This is a genomic window from Sphingomonas changbaiensis NBRC 104936, from assembly GCF_000974765.1.
GTDB lineage: Bacteria > Pseudomonadota > Alphaproteobacteria > Sphingomonadales > Sphingomonadaceae > Sphingomonas_B > Sphingomonas_B changbaiensis.
On sequence record NZ_BBWU01000032.1, the window covers coordinates 35,241 to 50,124 of the forward strand.

The 14,884-nt window shown below is 67.6% G+C and carries 14 protein-coding genes; 4 read left to right on the top strand and 10 right to left on the bottom strand.

The window, feature by feature from the left end:
- Nucleotides 1-22 precede the first annotated feature (22 nt).
- Nucleotides 23-1,270, bottom strand: coding sequence for a sensor histidine kinase (locus tag SCH01S_RS15815; protein ID WP_052733858.1), 1,248 nt, complete (start codon nucleotides 1,268-1,270; stop codon nucleotides 23-25).
- 126 nt (nucleotides 1,271-1,396) lie between these two features.
- Here SCH01S_RS15815 and SCH01S_RS17140 point away from each other — a divergent pair, with 126 nt between their 5' ends.
- Genes SCH01S_RS17140 through SCH01S_RS08275 form a run of 4 tightly spaced genes read left to right on the top strand, consistent with a single transcriptional unit; the run spans nucleotide 1,397 to nucleotide 5,013 of the window.
- The gene (locus SCH01S_RS17140; protein WP_046348323.1) at nucleotides 1,397-2,266 is read left to right on the top strand and encodes a PEPxxWA-CTERM sorting domain-containing protein; all 870 of its coding nucleotides are present in this window, start codon (nucleotides 1,397-1,399) and stop codon (nucleotides 2,264-2,266) included.
- Nucleotides 2,267-2,322: 56 nt separating this feature from the next.
- A complete protein-coding gene (gene sppA / locus SCH01S_RS08265) occupies nucleotides 2,323-4,170 on the top strand; it encodes a signal peptide peptidase SppA (protein ID WP_046348324.1) in 1,848 nt (615 codons plus the stop codon).
- Nucleotides 4,167-4,742, top strand: a complete 576-nt coding sequence (locus SCH01S_RS08270) for an arsinothricin resistance N-acetyltransferase ArsN1 family B (RefSeq protein WP_046348325.1) — start codon at nucleotides 4,167-4,169, stop codon at nucleotides 4,740-4,742. Before sppA ends, SCH01S_RS08270 begins: the two co-directional genes overlap by 4 nt.
- Before the next feature lie 4 nt (nucleotides 4,743-4,746).
- Nucleotides 4,747-5,013: a DUF1294 domain-containing protein gene (locus SCH01S_RS08275; protein WP_046348326.1), complete on the top strand. Its 267-nt coding sequence runs from the start codon at nucleotides 4,747-4,749 to the stop codon at nucleotides 5,011-5,013.
- On the opposite strand, the gene SCH01S_RS08280 is transcribed toward SCH01S_RS08275, so the two are convergent.
- The 9 genes from SCH01S_RS08280 to mdh all read right to left on the bottom strand — a co-directional run bounded on the left by SCH01S_RS08280 (nucleotide 5,014) and on the right by mdh (nucleotide 14,757).
- Nucleotides 5,014-5,625: a trimeric intracellular cation channel family protein gene (locus tag SCH01S_RS08280; protein WP_046348327.1), complete on the bottom strand. Its 612-nt coding sequence runs from the start codon at nucleotides 5,623-5,625 to the stop codon at nucleotides 5,014-5,016.
- Nucleotides 5,626-5,708: 83 nt separating this feature from the next.
- Nucleotides 5,709-6,350, bottom strand: a complete 642-nt coding sequence (locus SCH01S_RS08285; RefSeq protein WP_046348328.1) for a hypothetical protein — start codon at nucleotides 6,348-6,350, stop codon at nucleotides 5,709-5,711.
- 152 nt (nucleotides 6,351-6,502) lie between these two features.
- On the bottom strand, nucleotides 6,503-7,900 hold the full coding sequence (gene lpdA / locus SCH01S_RS08290; RefSeq protein WP_046348329.1) for a dihydrolipoyl dehydrogenase: 1,398 nt from the start codon (nucleotides 7,898-7,900) through the stop codon (nucleotides 6,503-6,505).
- Nucleotides 7,893-8,258, bottom strand: a complete 366-nt coding sequence (locus SCH01S_RS15820) for a DUF5615 family PIN-like protein (protein ID WP_169746373.1) — start codon at nucleotides 8,256-8,258, stop codon at nucleotides 7,893-7,895. The genes lpdA and SCH01S_RS15820 overlap by 8 nt, the downstream gene beginning before the upstream one ends.
- 6 nt (nucleotides 8,259-8,264) lie before the next feature.
- Nucleotides 8,265-8,504: a DUF433 domain-containing protein gene (locus SCH01S_RS08300; RefSeq protein ID WP_245612199.1), complete on the bottom strand. Its 240-nt coding sequence runs from the start codon at nucleotides 8,502-8,504 to the stop codon at nucleotides 8,265-8,267.
- 5 nt (nucleotides 8,505-8,509) lie between these two features.
- Nucleotides 8,510-9,739 carry a 2-oxoglutarate dehydrogenase complex dihydrolipoyllysine-residue succinyltransferase gene (odhB, locus tag SCH01S_RS08305; RefSeq protein ID WP_046348330.1) on the bottom strand — a complete coding sequence of 410 codons (1,230 nt, stop codon included), beginning with the start codon at nucleotides 9,737-9,739 and terminating at the stop codon, nucleotides 8,510-8,512.
- A 12-nt stretch (nucleotides 9,740-9,751) separates the two neighbouring features.
- Nucleotides 9,752-12,712 (bottom strand): 2-oxoglutarate dehydrogenase E1 component, encoded by a 2,961-nt coding sequence (locus SCH01S_RS08310; RefSeq protein ID WP_046348331.1) that lies wholly within the window; start codon nucleotides 12,710-12,712, stop codon nucleotides 9,752-9,754.
- Nucleotides 12,713-12,870: 158 nt separating this feature from the next.
- Nucleotides 12,871-13,755, bottom strand: coding sequence for a succinate--CoA ligase subunit alpha (sucD, locus tag SCH01S_RS08315; protein WP_046348332.1), 885 nt, complete (start codon nucleotides 13,753-13,755; stop codon nucleotides 12,871-12,873).
- A gap of 36 nt (nucleotides 13,756-13,791) precedes the next feature.
- Nucleotides 13,792-14,757, bottom strand: a complete 966-nt coding sequence (gene mdh / locus SCH01S_RS08320) for a malate dehydrogenase (RefSeq protein ID WP_046348343.1) — start codon at nucleotides 14,755-14,757, stop codon at nucleotides 13,792-13,794.
- Between the last annotated feature and the right edge of the window lie 127 nt (nucleotides 14,758-14,884).

Genomic DNA, 14,884 nt, shown 5'->3' on the forward strand with positions numbered 1-14,884 from the left:
CCCCGTCGGCGGGAGATTCCTCTCAACCTGCGGGAAGTTCAAGCCAGAAGGCGCTGCCCCTTTCCCATTTCGGATCGAGCCCCGCGTCGCCGTCCATCAGCCGGGCGAGGCGCCGTGCGGAGGCGAGGCCGAGGCCGAAGCCGCCGCGGATATGATCGCCGTGATCGGAGCCCTGGACGAACTCGTCGAACAGCGTTGCGCGGTCCGCATCCGGGATGCCGTGGCCGTCGTCGATCACGCAGAGGCGCACGCGGCCCCGGCGACGGCGCGCGCCGACCAGCACGCGACGGCCGCCGGAATGCCGAACGGCGTTCGCGACCAGGTTGCCGAGCGCGCGTTCCGCCAGTGCCGGGTCGGCGCTCAGCGCAGCGCTGGTGGCGACGGCGACAAGGCCGATGCCCGCCAGCCGCGCCGCGGGCTCGCTCCGCTCGACGACGCGCGCGATCACGGTGCCGGCGGCCACGCGCTCGATCGCGGGGGCGATGTCCTGCCGTTCCAGCCGGAGATGATCGAGCGTGCCGGTCAGCAAGTGCTCCATCGCATCGAATGCGCGGGTGAGGTGGCCGATCGCGGCCTGGCGCCGCCGCGCGTCCGGCGCGCGGATCGCCTGGTCGAAGAACAGCCGTGCCGCCTGGAGCGGCTGCTGCAGGTCATGGGACGCGGCGGCAAGGAAGCGTGTGCGCGCATCCCGGGCCTGCTCCGCTTCCCGCCGCGCATCCCGCGCCCGCGCGAGCGAGCGCTGCGCCACGCCGCGCAGGGTGACGAACGACCAGGCGTTCGCGACCGAGAAGAAGATCACCGGCACGCTGTAGGCGTCGCGGTGGACGAGGAAATATAAGACCGTCGAAATTGGCAGGCCGAGCAGCGCGGCGCGCCGGACCGGGCCGGCGTCGATCGGCCGGATCGTAACCAGCGTCGTGTGCGCGACGGTCGCCGCCGTGAAGAAGACCGCGAGCATCCGCTGCCCTTCAGTCGCGAACGGCATGGAGAGCCAGAAGAACAGCGCCGACAGCGCGGTGCCGCCCCAGATGATCCCCGTGTCCTGCCGGACGATCCGGTCGCGGTCCGACGCGACCGCCCGGGACAGCAGACGCCAGAACAGCAGCCCCGCCCAGATTGCGGCAAAGCTGACCGTCAAGGCCGCCATCAGCATCGCGTTCAGCGCCGGCAGGCGCGCGACGACGCGAATGAAAAAGAAGTTCACGAACACGAACAGGGCGAGCGCGACCGCCTGCGTCGACACGTCTCTCGTGGTCGCCTTTGCGTTCATGGCGGGCATGATGCGCCGTCCCCACGCCCGCGCAAGCGACTAGGCCATCCGGCTCGTCCGTCCGGCCGATGGGAGGCGAGCGCATCGCTCCGCTAAACTCTCCGCACCAGAACAGGGAGAACAGGCATGAAGGCCATCATTCGTCAGACGGCGGTGATCCTGCTGTTGACGGGCAGCACCAGCGCCCTCGCCTTCCCGCGCTTCGTCGCACAGGGAGGCACGCCCAGCTTCAGCGCAGCCCAATGCAGCGATCATCAGGACGGCGATCATCCGGTCAACAGCATGGTGACGTGCAACCGGCCCGATGTTGGCGCGGTCTTCGCTTCGGCTGTCTCCAGCTTTGGCCATATCGGCGCTTTCGCGCAGGCGGACTCGCACACCGACAGCAGCCTCGGCACCGGAATCAGCGGCGAGGCCGTTTTTGAGGACACGCTGATCTTCAGCTCGTCCAACCCCGGCCAGACCGTCGCCGATGTGTCGGCCAACCTGCTGCTGCACGGCGTGCTGGATTTCGCGGCCGGCATGGGTGCGGCCGGTGACAGCGTCGAAGGCGCCGTGACGCTCAACCAGGGATTCTTCTTTTTCCGCTTCTTCAATAACAGCACGGACGGCTTCTCGATCGAGCAGAACCCGTTTTCCGTGTCCGGAACGCTTGGGCCGACCACCGATGCGGTGCTGACGACGCCACGGGTCGAGGTCGCGCTGAACACGCCGATCATCCTGCGGCTCCGGCTGCAGTCCAGCGCCAGCACCGGCGGCAACGGCGCGGTCGCCGCCACCGATTTCGGCGGCAGCTTCAAATTCGTGAGCGGCAGCGACGCATTCAACCTGCCCGACGGCGTGACGGTCAATGCCGGCACATGGCTGGTCGACAATCGCTTCATCGATCCCCTCGCCGCGGTTCCGGAGCCGGCGAGCTGGGCCATGATGATCGCCGGCTTCGCGGTGGCAGGCGCGACGCTGCGCCGCCGCCATCCGCGGGCCTTGCACGCCTGACTTGAAAAGCGCACCGCCTCGCTGGATTGTCCCCGGGCAACAGCGAGGCGGTTCTCATGCGTTTTCTGGCCGGTTTCTGGCGGCTGCTCGTCGGCATCAAGGACGCGCTCGTCCTTATCTTCATGCTGCTGTTCTTCGGAGCGCTGCACGCGGTTCTGACCTACAGTCCCAACCGGCCGGTCGGATCGGGGGCGCTGCTGCTGGACCTGAACGGCACGATCGTCGAGCAGCCCGCCGATCGCGGCCCGCTCGATTCGCTGACCGCCGGCGGGGCCGCAGTCGCGCGCGAACATCGGCTGCGCGACGTGGTCCGGGCGCTCGATGCGGCACGAACCGATGACGATATCAAAGCCGTGGTGCTCGACCTCGATCGGTTCCTGGGCGGCGGGCAGGTCGCGCTGGAAACAGTCGGCGAAGCGCTGGACCGGGTGAAGCGCGCCGGCAAGCCGGTGTTCGCCTATGCGACCGGCTATACCGACGACAGCTATCTGCTCGCCGCGCACGCCAGCGAAGTGTGGATGAGCCCGATGGGCGGCGCCGCCTTTGCCGGGCCGGGCGGGTCGCGGCTGTATTACAAGGGCCTGCTCGATAAGCTGGGCGTCAACGCGCATGTCTACCGCGTCGGCGCGTTCAAGTCGGCGGTCGAGCCGTATATCCGCACGGACCAGTCACCCGAGGCGCGGCAGGCGAACGAAGCGCTGGCGACGGCGCTGTGGCAGGGCTGGCAGCGCAATGTCGCGAACGCGCGGCCCAAGGCCAGGCTGGCCGAGGCCGTCGCGAACCCGGCAGGCGCGGGCAATCTCTCTCAGGCCGCGGTCGGCTATGGCCTGGTCGACAAGCTTGGCGAGCGCGAGGCGTTCGGCGCGCGCGTGGCCCAGGTGGCCGGCAAGGACGACAAGACCGGCGGATTCCGCACCGTCCGGCTCGACGATTGGACGGCCGAACACCCGCTCAAATACAAGGGCGGCAATATCGGCGTGGTAACTGTCGCCGGCACGATCGAGGACGGTAATGCCGGGCTCGGCTCGGCAGGCGGCGAGACGATCGCGCGGACGATCCGCCAGGCGCTCGCCCGCGGCGACGTGAAGGCGCTGGTGGTGCGGATCGACTCCCCCGGCGGATCGGCGCTCGCGTCGGAGCGCATCCGGTCCGCCTTGCTCGAGGCCAAGGCGAAGGGCCTGCCGGTGGTCGTGTCGATGGGATCGGTCGCGGCTTCGGGCGGCTATTGGGTGGCAAGCGCGGGCGACCACATCTTTGCCGAGCCGACCACGATCACCGGATCGATCGGCGTGTTCGGCGTGCTGCCGACCTTCGAAGCGTCGCTCGCCAAGATCGGCATCACCACCGACGGCGTGAAGACCACGCCGCTATCGGGCCAGCCCGACCTGTTCGGCGGCACCACGCCCGCGTTCGACAAGCTCGCCCAGACCGGCGTCGACGATATCTATGGCCGCTTCATCGCGCTGGTCGCGGCATCGCGGCATCTGGCGCCGGCGCGCGTGAACGAGATCGGCCAGGGCCGGGTGTGGGACGGCGGCAGCGCGCGCCAGCTGGGGCTGGTCGATGCGTTCGGCGGCCTGGACGATGCCGTGGCGGAGGCGGCGCGGCGGGCAAAAATCTCCAGCCCCAGCATCGTCTATCTGGAAAAGCAGCCGAGCTGGTGGGAGCAGCTGGCGAGCGACTGGTCGCGGCCCGACAATGAAGGCGAGGACGACGGCAGCGACATGCTGTCGCGGCTGGCAGCGCGGCAGCAGGCGATCGCCTGGACCGCGATCGACGACGCCCGGAGGCTGGCAAGCGGGGCGTCGATCCAGGCGCGCTGCCTGGAATGCGAAATCGCGCTGGCGCCGCGGACACCGGACCGGAATCTCGGCCGCTGGCTGCTCTCGCTGCTGGCGCGATGATCCGGATCCGGGTTGGGCGTGCCGGGGACGCCGAGGCGATCGCCGCGATCTACGCACCGCACGTGACGCGGGGCATCGCCTCGTTCGAAGAGCAGGCGCCGAGCGCGGACGAGATGCGCGCGCGGATCGCGAAGCTGGCGGGCCGCTTCCCCTGGCTGGTGGCGGAGGAGGACGGAACGGTGCTCGGCTATGCCTATGCCGACCGGTTCCGCGACCGCACCGCCTATCGCTGGGCCGTGGAGACGACGGTCTATATCGCCGACGGCGCGCAGCGCCGGGGCGTCGGGCGGCTGCTCTATGCGCGACTGCTCGACATCCTGCGCGCCCAAGGCTTTACCCAGGCGATCGCCGCAATCTCGCTGCCGAACGACGCATCGGTGAAGCTGCACGAGCTGGCCGGCTTCCGCCGCGCGGGCGTGTACCGGCAGGTCGGCTGGAAGCTGGGGCGATGGGTGGATGTCGGGCTGTGGCAGGCCGAGCTCCAGGAGCCCGGCCACCCGCCCGCCGAGCCGCGGGCGTTTGAGGACATGGCCGGCGGCGACCATCCGGTAACCGGTTTCGACCTATCCTGAAGCAGTGACAGCGGCGCTCTGCCTGTTCCTGGCCGCGATCAATATCGCGACTCTGCTCGCCTTCTGGTGGGACAAGGACGCCGCTCGCGCTGCGCGCCGCCGCATTCCGGAGAGAAACTTGCTGGCGCTCGCGCTGTTCGGAGGCACGCCAGCCGCCTTCGCCGCCCGCCAGATGTTCCGGCACAAGACGCGAAAGCAGCCCTTTTCCACTTACCTGATGGTGATCGCCGCGGCGCAGGCGGGCGGAGCGCTCGGCCTCGCCCTCGCCTGACTAGCGTTGATACGCTGGCAGCTTGAGCCCGCGCCAGATCGCAAGCGCCCGCAGCGCGAAGCCGCTGAGGGCCGCGATCGGGGCGGCGATGGCGATGGGGAGTCCCGCCCAGCTGAGCAGCACGAACAGCGCGGCGGCGAGCGCGGCGGCGGTGACGTAGAGCTCCGGCCGGAGCAGGATCGAGGGCTCGCCCGCCAGCACGTCGCGGATGATGCCGCCGACGCTGGCGGTGATCACGCCCATCAGCACCGCGACCACCGGGGGCACGCCGAACGCGAGCGCCTTGGCGGCGCCGAACACCGCATAGGCGGCAAGACCGACCGCGTCGAACCAGTCGAGCGCACGCCCGTGCCACCAGCGCTGCGGCGTCAGCCAGATCAGCCCGGCCATCGAAAGGCACACCGCCGCGACCCGCCAGTCGCGGACCCAGAAGACCGGCGCATTGATCAGCAGATCCCTGACCGTGCCGCCGCCGACGCCGGTGACCAGCGCGAAGAAGGCGAAAGTGACGAACGTCTGCCGCCGCTGCGCCGCCGCGAGCGCGCCTGAGGCGGCGAACACGGCAATGCCGAACAGGTCGAACCAGGGGAGGAAGGGCGTGAGGGGGTTCATCTGCTCCGCCCTTACCCATAGAATCCGTTCGTTTCGAGCGAAGTCGAGAAACGACTGCTCGGAGCTTGCGGAGTTTGGGGGAGTTAGGGTCCGAATTTCTTCGCGCACTGATCCAGCACGGCGATCGGCGGGCCGAGCGTCGCGAGCTTGGCCAGCGCCTTGGCCCGCGCTTCGTTCGCCTGGACCTGGTTCAGCCCGCGCGCCTTCAGCGTCGCGCCCATGCGGTTGTCGAGCTTGCGCTCCATCGCGTCATAGGCGCGGATGCGGTCGATGTAATTCTGCTCCTGGCTGCGCAGGGCGGTGGTGATGAAGTCCGACAGGTCGTGGCAGCCGGCCTCGGCCGTCAGCGGATCGGACGGCAGCGTCACGCTCTCGACCGGCCTGGTCGCGGGATAGGCATCGGCGCATTCGCCGACCAGCGGCTCCCATTTGCCGGCCGTCACCTTATCGCCCAGCTTCGGCATCGCGTTGACCACCGCCGCCGAGCGCGTGCGATCGAAGCTGCCGCCGGCCGCGCCCTCGATCAGCGCGTAGTGGAGAATATGCGCCTGCTGCTCGATCGTGAGCGTCGCATCGACACTGCCGAGCGCCCGCCGCGCATTCGCGGCCGCGACGACACCGCAGGTCGCGGCGCGCCTGATCGGATCGTCGGGCAAGCCGGCCGGCTTCTTGCCGCACCCGGCAAGGGCCAGGGGGAGGGCCAGCAATATCCAGGGGGCACGCATCGTCTCTCCTCCGTAACGAAGAGACGGATGAGGCGGCACCAGGTTCCCTTGCGCGCGCCGTGGGCGAAGCCCGCGTCGTCGGTCGCGGCTGTGGCCGCGCCGGCCGGTCTAGCCTTGTTCGCTCGCGATTAGCTTCGCTAATCGCTCGCCGGCTAGACGTGAATCGGCTTGCCCGTCACCGCCATTGCCGCTTCCTTCAGCGCTTCCGAATGGGTCGGGTGGGCGTGGCAGGTGTAGGCGACGTCTTCGGACGTGGCGCCGAACTCCATTGCCTGAGCGGCCTGGGCGATCATCGTGCCGGCGACGCTGGCGATCATCCAGACACCGAGAACGCGGTCGGTGTTCGCGTCGGCGACGACCTTCACAAAGCCGTCGGGCTCATGGTTGGTCTTGGCGCGGCTGTTGGCCATCATCGGGAATTTGCCGGTCTTGACCGGACCGCGCTCCTTCGCCTGCTCCTCGGTCAGGCCGACGCCGGCGATCTCGGGCCAAGTATAGACGACCGACGGGATCACGTCGTGATTCACGATGCCGGTGAGGCCCGCGATATTCTCGGCGACCGCGATGCCTTCGTCCTCGGCCTTGTGGGCGAGCATCGGACCGGGAATGACGTCGCCGATCGCCCAGACGCCGGGCACCGACGTGCGGAAATCGTGATCGGTCTCGATCTGGCCACGAGGGTTGGTCTTCAGGCCCGCGGCCTCGAGGTTCAGGCCCTCGGTGTTGGGGCGGCGGCCGATCGAGACCAGCACGACGTCCGCCTCGATCGTTTCCGACGCCCCGCCGGCGGCCGGCTCGACCGTCAGGGTGGCCTTGCCGTTCTTGACGGTCGCGCCGGTGACCTTGGTCGACAGGCGGAATTCGAAGCCCTGCTTCTTGAAGATCTTGTTCGCTTCCTTGCGGACCTCGCCGTCGAACCCGGGCAGGATCTGGTCGAGGAACTCGACGCAGGTGACCTTCGCGCCCAAGCGCCGCCAGACCGAGCCGAGCTCCAGCCCGATCACGCCGCCGCCGATCACGACCATATGCTCGGGCACCTTCGCCAGCTCCAGCGCGCCGGTCGAATCGACGATCACGCCTTTCGCATTATCGACCTCGACCCCCGGCAGCGGCGTCACCGACGAGCCGGTGGCGATGACGATGTTCTTCGCGCGAACCTCGCGGTCGCCGACCTTGACGCTGTCCTTGCCGGTAAAGGCGGCGCGGCCCTTCAGCCATTCGACCTTGTTCTTCTTGAACAGGAACTCGATGCCGCCGGTCAGCTGCTTGACCGCGTCCTTCCGCTGGCCGTGCATCGCGTCGAGGTCGAGTTCCGGCGTGACCTTGATGCCGAGCTTCGCAAAGCTGCCGTTCGCCGCCTGGTCGAAATATTCGGACGCGTGCAGCAACGCCTTCGACGGAATGCAGCCGACATTCAGGCAAGTGCCGCCCAGCGTCTCGCGGCTTTCCGCGCACGCCGTCTTCAGCCCCAGCTGCGCCGCCCGGATCGCGGCCACATAGCCGCCGGGCCCGGCGCCGATCACGAGAACGTCGAAATCATAGTCAGCCATTGAGAGCTCCAGAGGGAAAATCGGTAAAGCGAACGTTGCTTCGAGTAACGGTGACCATCTGGCCGGGTGGAAGCCCAGCGGCGAGAGCCGAAAGGATCAGATCAGCCGCGACGTCGGGCTCGGCGCGCCCGAGCCGCGAATAGATAATGTTTCTGGGCGCCTGTTCACCCCGCACGAAGACGAGTTCACCGAAATCCCGGTCAAAGGTCACGAGCACCGCGTCCGCCGCTCGCGCGCGGGACAACACATCGGTATCGCCGATTCCGGGCGCACTTTCCGCAATCCAGTCGACTTCATGTCCGGCGCCGCGGAGGCGCGCGACGAGGAGAAACGATACATTCTCATCGGCGACGACCAACACGCGTCAGGCCGCGCGGCGCTCGGCTATCGTGCGCTCTTCTGCCACCATATCGTGTGCAAACGCCAAGGCGGCGCGAACCTGCGCTTCCGTGATATGCGGATAGGCCTCAAGCACGTCCTGCATCGAGCAGCCGTCGGCGAAGTATTCGAGAATGAGCTCCACGGAAATCCGTGTGCCCTTCACGACCGGCTTGCCGCCGAGAATGTCCGGGTTGGAATGGATATGCTCGCGCCAGTCCATCATTTGCCTCAAAGGTCAATCAACAGCCTTGTCGGGTCCTCGATAGCATTTTTGAGGGCGACGAGGAACGTGACCGCCTCGCGGCCGTCGACCAAGCGGTGGTCGTAGCTGAGCGCCAGGTACATCATCGGGCGGACGACGATCTGGCCGTCGCGCACGACGGGGCGCTCCTCGATCCGATGGAGGCCGAGGACCGCCGACTGGGGCGGGTTGATGATCGGGGTGGAGAGCAGCGAGCCGAACACGCCGCCGTTCGAGATGGTGAAGGTGCCGCCGCGCATCTCCTCCATCTTCAGCGTGCCGTCCTTGGCGCGCTTGCCGAAGTCCGCGATGGTCTTCTCGATCCCGGCGACCGACAGGTCCTGCGCGTCGCGAACGACCGGCACGACGAGGCCATTGGGCGCCGAGACTGCGACCGACACGTCGACATAGTCGCGATAGACGATCTCATCGCCTTCGATCGAGCCGTTGACGGCCGGGATGTCGCGCAGCGCCTGGACCGCCGCCTTCACGAAGAAGCCCATGAAGCCGAGGCGGACGCCGTGCTTCTTTTCGAACAGGTCCTTGTACTTCGCGCGCGCTTCCATGACCGCGGTCATGTCGACGTCGTTGAACGTCGTCAGCATCGCGGCGGTGTTCTGCGCTTCCTTGAGGCGCGTCGCGATCGTTTGGCGGAGGCGCGTCATGCGCACGCGTTCCTCGCGGCGCTCGCCGGCCTGGGCGGGGGCAGGCGCGGGAGTTGGAGCGGGCGCCGGTGCCGGCGCAGGCTTGGACTGCGCAGTGTCGATTGCGTGCTGCACGTCTTCCTTGGTGAGACGCCCGTCCTTGCCGGTGCCCTTGATCTGGGTCGGATCGAGCCCATGCTCCAGCACCATCCGCCGCACCGACGGCGACAGCGTCAGGTCGCCCGCAGGCTCCTCATGCGCGGGAGCGGGCGCGGCGGCCGGAGCAGGTGCGGGCGCCGGAGACGCGGCAGGCGCAACCTGGGGCGGCACACCGGCGCTGGACTCCACCGAGCCGATCACCGCGCCGACCTGCACCGTGTCGCCGACCTGGGCAGCATATTGGCCCATCACGCCGGCGACGGGCGACGGCACCTCGACCGAGACCTTGTCGGTCTCGAGGCTCGCCACCGGCTCGTCGACCTTCACCGGGTCGCCCGGCTTTTTCAGCCATTCGCCGATCGTCGCCTCGGTGATCGATTCGCCGAGTGTCGGAACCTTGATTTCGGTCGCCATTCGTCTTCTTCCTTAGCTCGACGGGCCTTGCTTCGGCCCCTTGGTCGCGGTGGTCGCGCCCGAACGGGTGCGCCGGATCTCTTCGCGGACATTGTGGCCGAGCGCGTCGGCGACGAGCGCGCCCTGCTCCGCCACATGCCGTTTCGCCAGACCAGTGGCAGGCGAGGCCGAGGCCGCGCGACCGGCGTAACGCGGGCGCGAGGGCTTCACGCCGGCGTCGTGCAGGCATTCTTCGATGAAAGGCTCGACAAAGAACCAGGCGCCGTTGTTCTTCGGCTCTTCCTGGGCCCAGACGACCTCTTCGAGGTTCGTCATGCGCTTCAGCCGCTCGGTCAGCGGCTCGCCCGGGAACGGGTAAAGCTGCTCGACACGAACGATCGCGGTGTTCTTGTCGCCGGCGGCATCGCGCGCCTCGATCAGGTCGTAGGCCACTTTGCCGGTGCAGAGCACCAGCCGCTTCACGTCCTTGTCGGCCGGCGCGGAAGGGTCGGACAGCAGGCGGCGGAAATGGCTGGTCCCCAAGAAATCGTCGGTCGAGGACACGGCCATCTTGTGCCGCAGCAGCGACTTGGGCGTCATGATGATGAGCGGCTTGCGGAACGGCCGCAGCATCTGGCGCCGCAGGATGTGAAAATAGTTCGCAGGCGTGGTGCAGTTCGCGACCTGCATATTGTCCTGCGCGCAGAGCTGCAGATACCGCTCCAGCCGCGCCGAGCTATGCTCCGGCCCCTGCCCTTCATAGCCGTGCGGCAGCAGCATCACGAGGCCGTTGGCGCGCAGCCACTTGGCCTCGCCGGCGGCGATGAACTGGTCGATCATGATCTGCGCGCCGTTCGCGAAATCGCCGAACTGCGCTTCCCAGAGCACCAGGGTCTTCGGGTCGGCGCCGGCATAGCCATATTCGAAGCCGAGCACGCCATATTCGGAAAGCGGCGAGTCCAGCACCTCGAACCGGCCGTGCGGAAGCGTCGCCAGCGGCACATATTTGGCTTCGGTCGCCTGATCGACCCAAACCGCGTGGCGCTGGCTGAACGTGCCGCGGCCGGAATCCTGGCCCGACAGGCGCACGCCATAGCCTTCCGTCACGAGGCTGCCGAACGCGAGCGCCTCGCCGGTCGCCCAGTCGAACCCCTGGCCAGACGTGAACATCTCGCGCTTGGCATCGAGAATGCGCGCAAGCGTCTTGTGGACGTTGACGCCTTCCGGCACCGTCGTCAGCGTGCGGCCGAGGCTGTCGAACAGCTTGCGGTCGATGCCGGTATCGACGTTGCGACGCGCGGTTTCCGCATCGGCGGGCTTGCTGAGACCCGACCAGCGGCCGGCGAACCAGTCCGCCTTGTTCGGCAGATAGGATTTCGCGGCCTCGAACTCCTCCTCCAGATGCGCGGTGAAGCTGCTCGCGGCCTGATCGGCGAACTGATCGTCGATCACGCCTTCTTGGCGCAGGCGGGCGCCGTAGATGCCGCTGACCGGCGGGTGCCCCTTGATCGCCGCGTACATCAGCGGCTGGGTGAAACTCGGCTCGTCGCCCTCGTTATGGCCGAAGCGGCGATAGCACCACATGTCGATCACGATGTCGCGGCCGAAGCGCTGGCGGAACTCGATCGCGATCTTGCAGGCGTAGGTGACCGCTTCCGGATCGTCGCCGTTCACATGGAAGATCGGCGCCTGCACGCCCTTCGCCACATCCGACGGATAGGGCGAGGAGCGCGCGAATTGCGGGCTCGTCGTGAAGCCGATCTGGTTGTTGATGATGAAATGGACGCAGCCGCCGGTATTGTAGCCGCGCACGCCCGAGAAGCCGAGGCATTCCCAGACGATGCCCTGGCCCGCGAACGCGGCGTCGCCATGAATCAGCACCGGCAGCGCCTGGTCATGCTTGTCCAGATTGTCGCGCATCACCTGGGTCGCGCGGGTCTTGCCGAGCACGACCGGGTCCACCGCCTCAAGGTGCGACGGATTGGGCACCAGCGACATATGGACGCTGATCCCGTCGAACTCGCGGTCGGTGGAGGTGCCGAGGTGATATTTGACGTCGCCCGAGCCGCCCACATCCTCAGGGTTCGCCGAGCCGCCCGAGAATTCGTGGAAGATCACGCGGAACGGCTTCGCCATCACGTTGGCGAGCACGTTCAGCCGGCCGCGGTGCGCCATGCCGTAGACGATCTCACGCACGCCCATCGCGCCGCCATATTTGATGACGGCTTCCAGCGCCGGGATCATCGCCTCGCCGCCGTCCAGGCCGAAGCGCTTGGTGCCTACATATTTGCGGCCGAGGAACTTCTCGAACTGCTCGCCGCGGATCACCGCCGACAGGATTGCGGTCTTGCCCTCGGGCGTGAACTCGATCGCTTTGTCGCGGCCTTCGAACCTTTCCTGCAGGAAGCGCCGTTCTTCGGTGTCGGCGATGTGCATATATTCGAGGCCGACGGGCCCGCAGTAATTGCGCTGGAGGATCGCGACGATCTCGCGCACCGTCGCGGTCTGGAGGCCGAGCACGCCGCCCAGATAGACCGGCCGGTCGAGATCGGCGCCGGAAAAGCCGTGATATTCAGGCGTCAGGTCGGCCGGCAGCTCGCGCTTGCTGATGCCGAGCGGATCGAGCTGCGCCGCGAGATGCCCGCGCACCCGGTAGGTGCGGATCAGCATCATCGCGCGGATCGAGTCGCCGGCGGCCTTGGCGATCGCGTCGGTGTCCGGCGCGGCAGCGGGGGCGGACGGTTTCTTGTCGGGCTTGGGCGGAATCGCACTCTGCGTCGGATCGAGCGCGGCGGTCAGCGCGTCAGTGTCGGGGAGCGGCCAGTTCGGGCGCTTCCAGCTCGGGCCATCGCTGCTGCCCTCAAGGCCGGCGAAGAAATCGCGCCAGCTCGGCTCGACCGAGCTGGGGTTCGCTGCGTAGCTGCGGTACAGCGCCTCGACGAACGAGGGCGAGACGCCCTCCAGCTGGTCGAAGCTCAGATTCTGGTATCCCATACGCGATCTCCAACTCCTCCCCGGAACGGGGAGGGGAACCGCCCGGCGGAGCCGGGTGTTGGAGGGGCCGAGGACTTCGACCGGCGCTCCGACCCCTCCACCATCCCCGGCAAGCCGGGGCTGGTCCCCCTCCCCGTTCCGGGGAGGAGCAAAAACTCTCAGCCCTTCAACAAAGCCATCAGCGTCTCGCCCAGTTCCGCCGGGCTCGGCGAAACGCGGATGCCGGCGGCTTCCATCGCCGCGATCTTGTCCTCGGCGCCGCCCTTGCCGCCGGAGACGATCGCGCCGGCATGGCCCATGCGGCGACCGGGAGGCGCAGTGCGGCCGGCGATGAAGCCGACGGTCGGCTTGCTGCGGCCCTTCTTTGCCTCGTCGATCAGGAACTGCGCCGCCTGCTCTTCCGCGTCGCCGCCGATCTCGCCGATCATGATGATCGACTTGGTTTCGTCGTCGGCCAGGAACAGCTCCAGCACGTCGATGAAGTTGGTGCCGTTGACCGGATCGCCGCCGATGCCGACCGCGGTGGTCTGGCCGAGGCCGGCATTCGAGGTCTGGAACACCGCTTCGTAGGTCAGCGTGCCGGAGCGCGAGACGACGCCGACCGAGCCCTTCTTGAAGATGTTGCCGGGCATGATGCCGATCTTGCACTCGTTCGGCGTCAGCACGCCCGGGCAGTTCGGGCCGATCAGGCGCGATTTCGAGCCGGACAGCGCGCGCTTCACCTTCACCATGTCCAGCACCGGAATGCCTTCGGTGATGGTGACGATCAGCGGCACTTCGGCGTCGATCGCCTCCAGGATCGAATCCGCGGCAAAGGGCGGCGGCACGTAGATCACCGACGCGTCCGCGCCCGTCTTCGCGACCGCTTCCGCGACCGTGTCGAACACCGGCAGGCCGATATGCGTCTGCCCACCCTTCCCCGGCGTGACGCCGCCGACGACCTTGGTGCCATAGGCGATCGCCTGCTCCGAATGGAACGTGCCCTGGGCGCCGGTAAAGCCCTGGGTGATCACCTTGGTGTTCGCGTTGACGAGAATGGACATGGAGCGACCTTCGTTCGGTAGATAAATGAGGGACCGTTAGGCCTTGAGGCTGGTATCGATCGCGGCACAGGCGACCATCAGCTCCTTGACCGCGTCGACCGAGGTCTGGAAATTGGCCTTCGCCTTGTCGTTCAGCTCGATCTCCACGACCTTCTCGACGCCGCCGGCGCCCAGGATCACGGGCACGCCGACATAAAGGCCCTTCTGGCCGTACTGGCCGTCGAGATAGGCGGCGCAGGGCAGGAGGCGCTTCTTGTCCTTCAGATACGCCTCGGCCATTTCGATGCCGCTGGTGGCGGGCGCATAGTAAGCGGAGCCGGTCTTCAGCAGCGCGACGATCTCGCCGCCGCCCTTGCGGGTGCGGTCGACGATCGCGTCGATCCGCTCCTGGGTCGACCAGCCCATCTTGATCAGCGCCGGGATCGGGATGCCGGCGACGGTCGAATATTCGATCACCGGCACCATCGTATCGCCGTGGCCGCCAAGCACGAACGCGGTCACGTCCTGCTTCGAGACGCCGAATTCCTCGGCGAGGAAGTGGCGGAAGCGGGCGCTGTCCAGCACGCCGGCCATGCCGACCACCATGTGGTGCGGAAGGCCCGAGAATTCGCGCAGCGCCCAGACCATCGCGTCCAGGGGGTTGGTGATGCAGATGACGAAGGCATTCGGCGCATGTGCCTTGATGCCCTCGCCGACCGCTTTCATCACCTTCAGATTGATGCCGAGCAGGTCGTCCCGGCTCATGCCCGGCTTGCGGGCGACGCCGGCGGTGACGATGCAGACGTCGGCGCCGGCGATGTCGGCGTAATCGTTGGTGCCTTTGAGATTGCCGTCCTTGCCTTCGACCGGACCGCACTGGTTGAGGTCGAGCGCCTTGCCCTGCGGCACGCCCTCGACGACGTCGAACAGCACCACGTCGCCCAGGTCCCGCGTCAGCGCCAGATGCGCGAGCGTGCCCCCGATATTGCCGGCGCCGATAAGAGCGATCTTGTTGCGTGCCATGCGCATGCCCTCCTGCAAAAGTTCGGGCGCGGCTTAGGCCGATCCGGTTAACGGTTCAACCGTGCGTTGGGGATTATTTTTGCAAATGCGAATGAGTTGCAATAATGTTGCTCCTCCCCGGAACGGG

Excerpts from the sequence above, each read along its gene's own strand:
- SCH01S_RS08310 (WP_046348331.1), bottom strand. The coding sequence starts at position 12,712 with ATGGGATACCAGAATCTGAGCTTCGACCAGCTGGAGGGCGTCTCGCCC.
- SCH01S_RS17140 (WP_046348323.1), top strand. The coding sequence starts at position 1,397 with ATGAAGGCCATCATTCGTCAGACGGCGGTGATCCTGCTGTTGACGGGC.
- SCH01S_RS08270 (WP_046348325.1), top strand. The coding sequence starts at position 4,167 with ATGATCCGGATCCGGGTTGGGCGTGCCGGGGACGCCGAGGCGATCGCC.
- mdh (WP_046348343.1), bottom strand. The coding sequence starts at position 14,757 with ATGGCACGCAACAAGATCGCTCTTATCGGCGCCGGCAATATCGGGGGC.
- sucD (WP_046348332.1), bottom strand. The coding sequence starts at position 13,755 with ATGTCCATTCTCGTCAACGCGAACACCAAGGTGATCACCCAGGGCTTT.
- SCH01S_RS08300 (WP_245612199.1), bottom strand. The coding sequence starts at position 8,504 with ATGATGGACTGGCGCGAGCATATCCATTCCAACCCGGACATTCTCGGC.
- SCH01S_RS15815 (WP_052733858.1), bottom strand. The coding sequence starts at position 1,270 with ATGAACGCAAAGGCGACCACGAGAGACGTGTCGACGCAGGCGGTCGCG.
- SCH01S_RS08285 (WP_046348328.1), bottom strand. The coding sequence starts at position 6,350 with ATGCGTGCCCCCTGGATATTGCTGGCCCTCCCCCTGGCCCTTGCCGGG.
- lpdA (WP_046348329.1), bottom strand. The coding sequence starts at position 7,900 with ATGGCTGACTATGATTTCGACGTTCTCGTGATCGGCGCCGGGCCCGGC.
- odhB (WP_046348330.1), bottom strand. The coding sequence starts at position 9,739 with ATGGCGACCGAAATCAAGGTTCCGACACTCGGCGAATCGATCACCGAG.
- SCH01S_RS08280 (WP_046348327.1), bottom strand. The coding sequence starts at position 5,625 with ATGAACCCCCTCACGCCCTTCCTCCCCTGGTTCGACCTGTTCGGCATT.
- sppA (WP_046348324.1), top strand. The coding sequence starts at position 2,323 with ATGCGTTTTCTGGCCGGTTTCTGGCGGCTGCTCGTCGGCATCAAGGAC.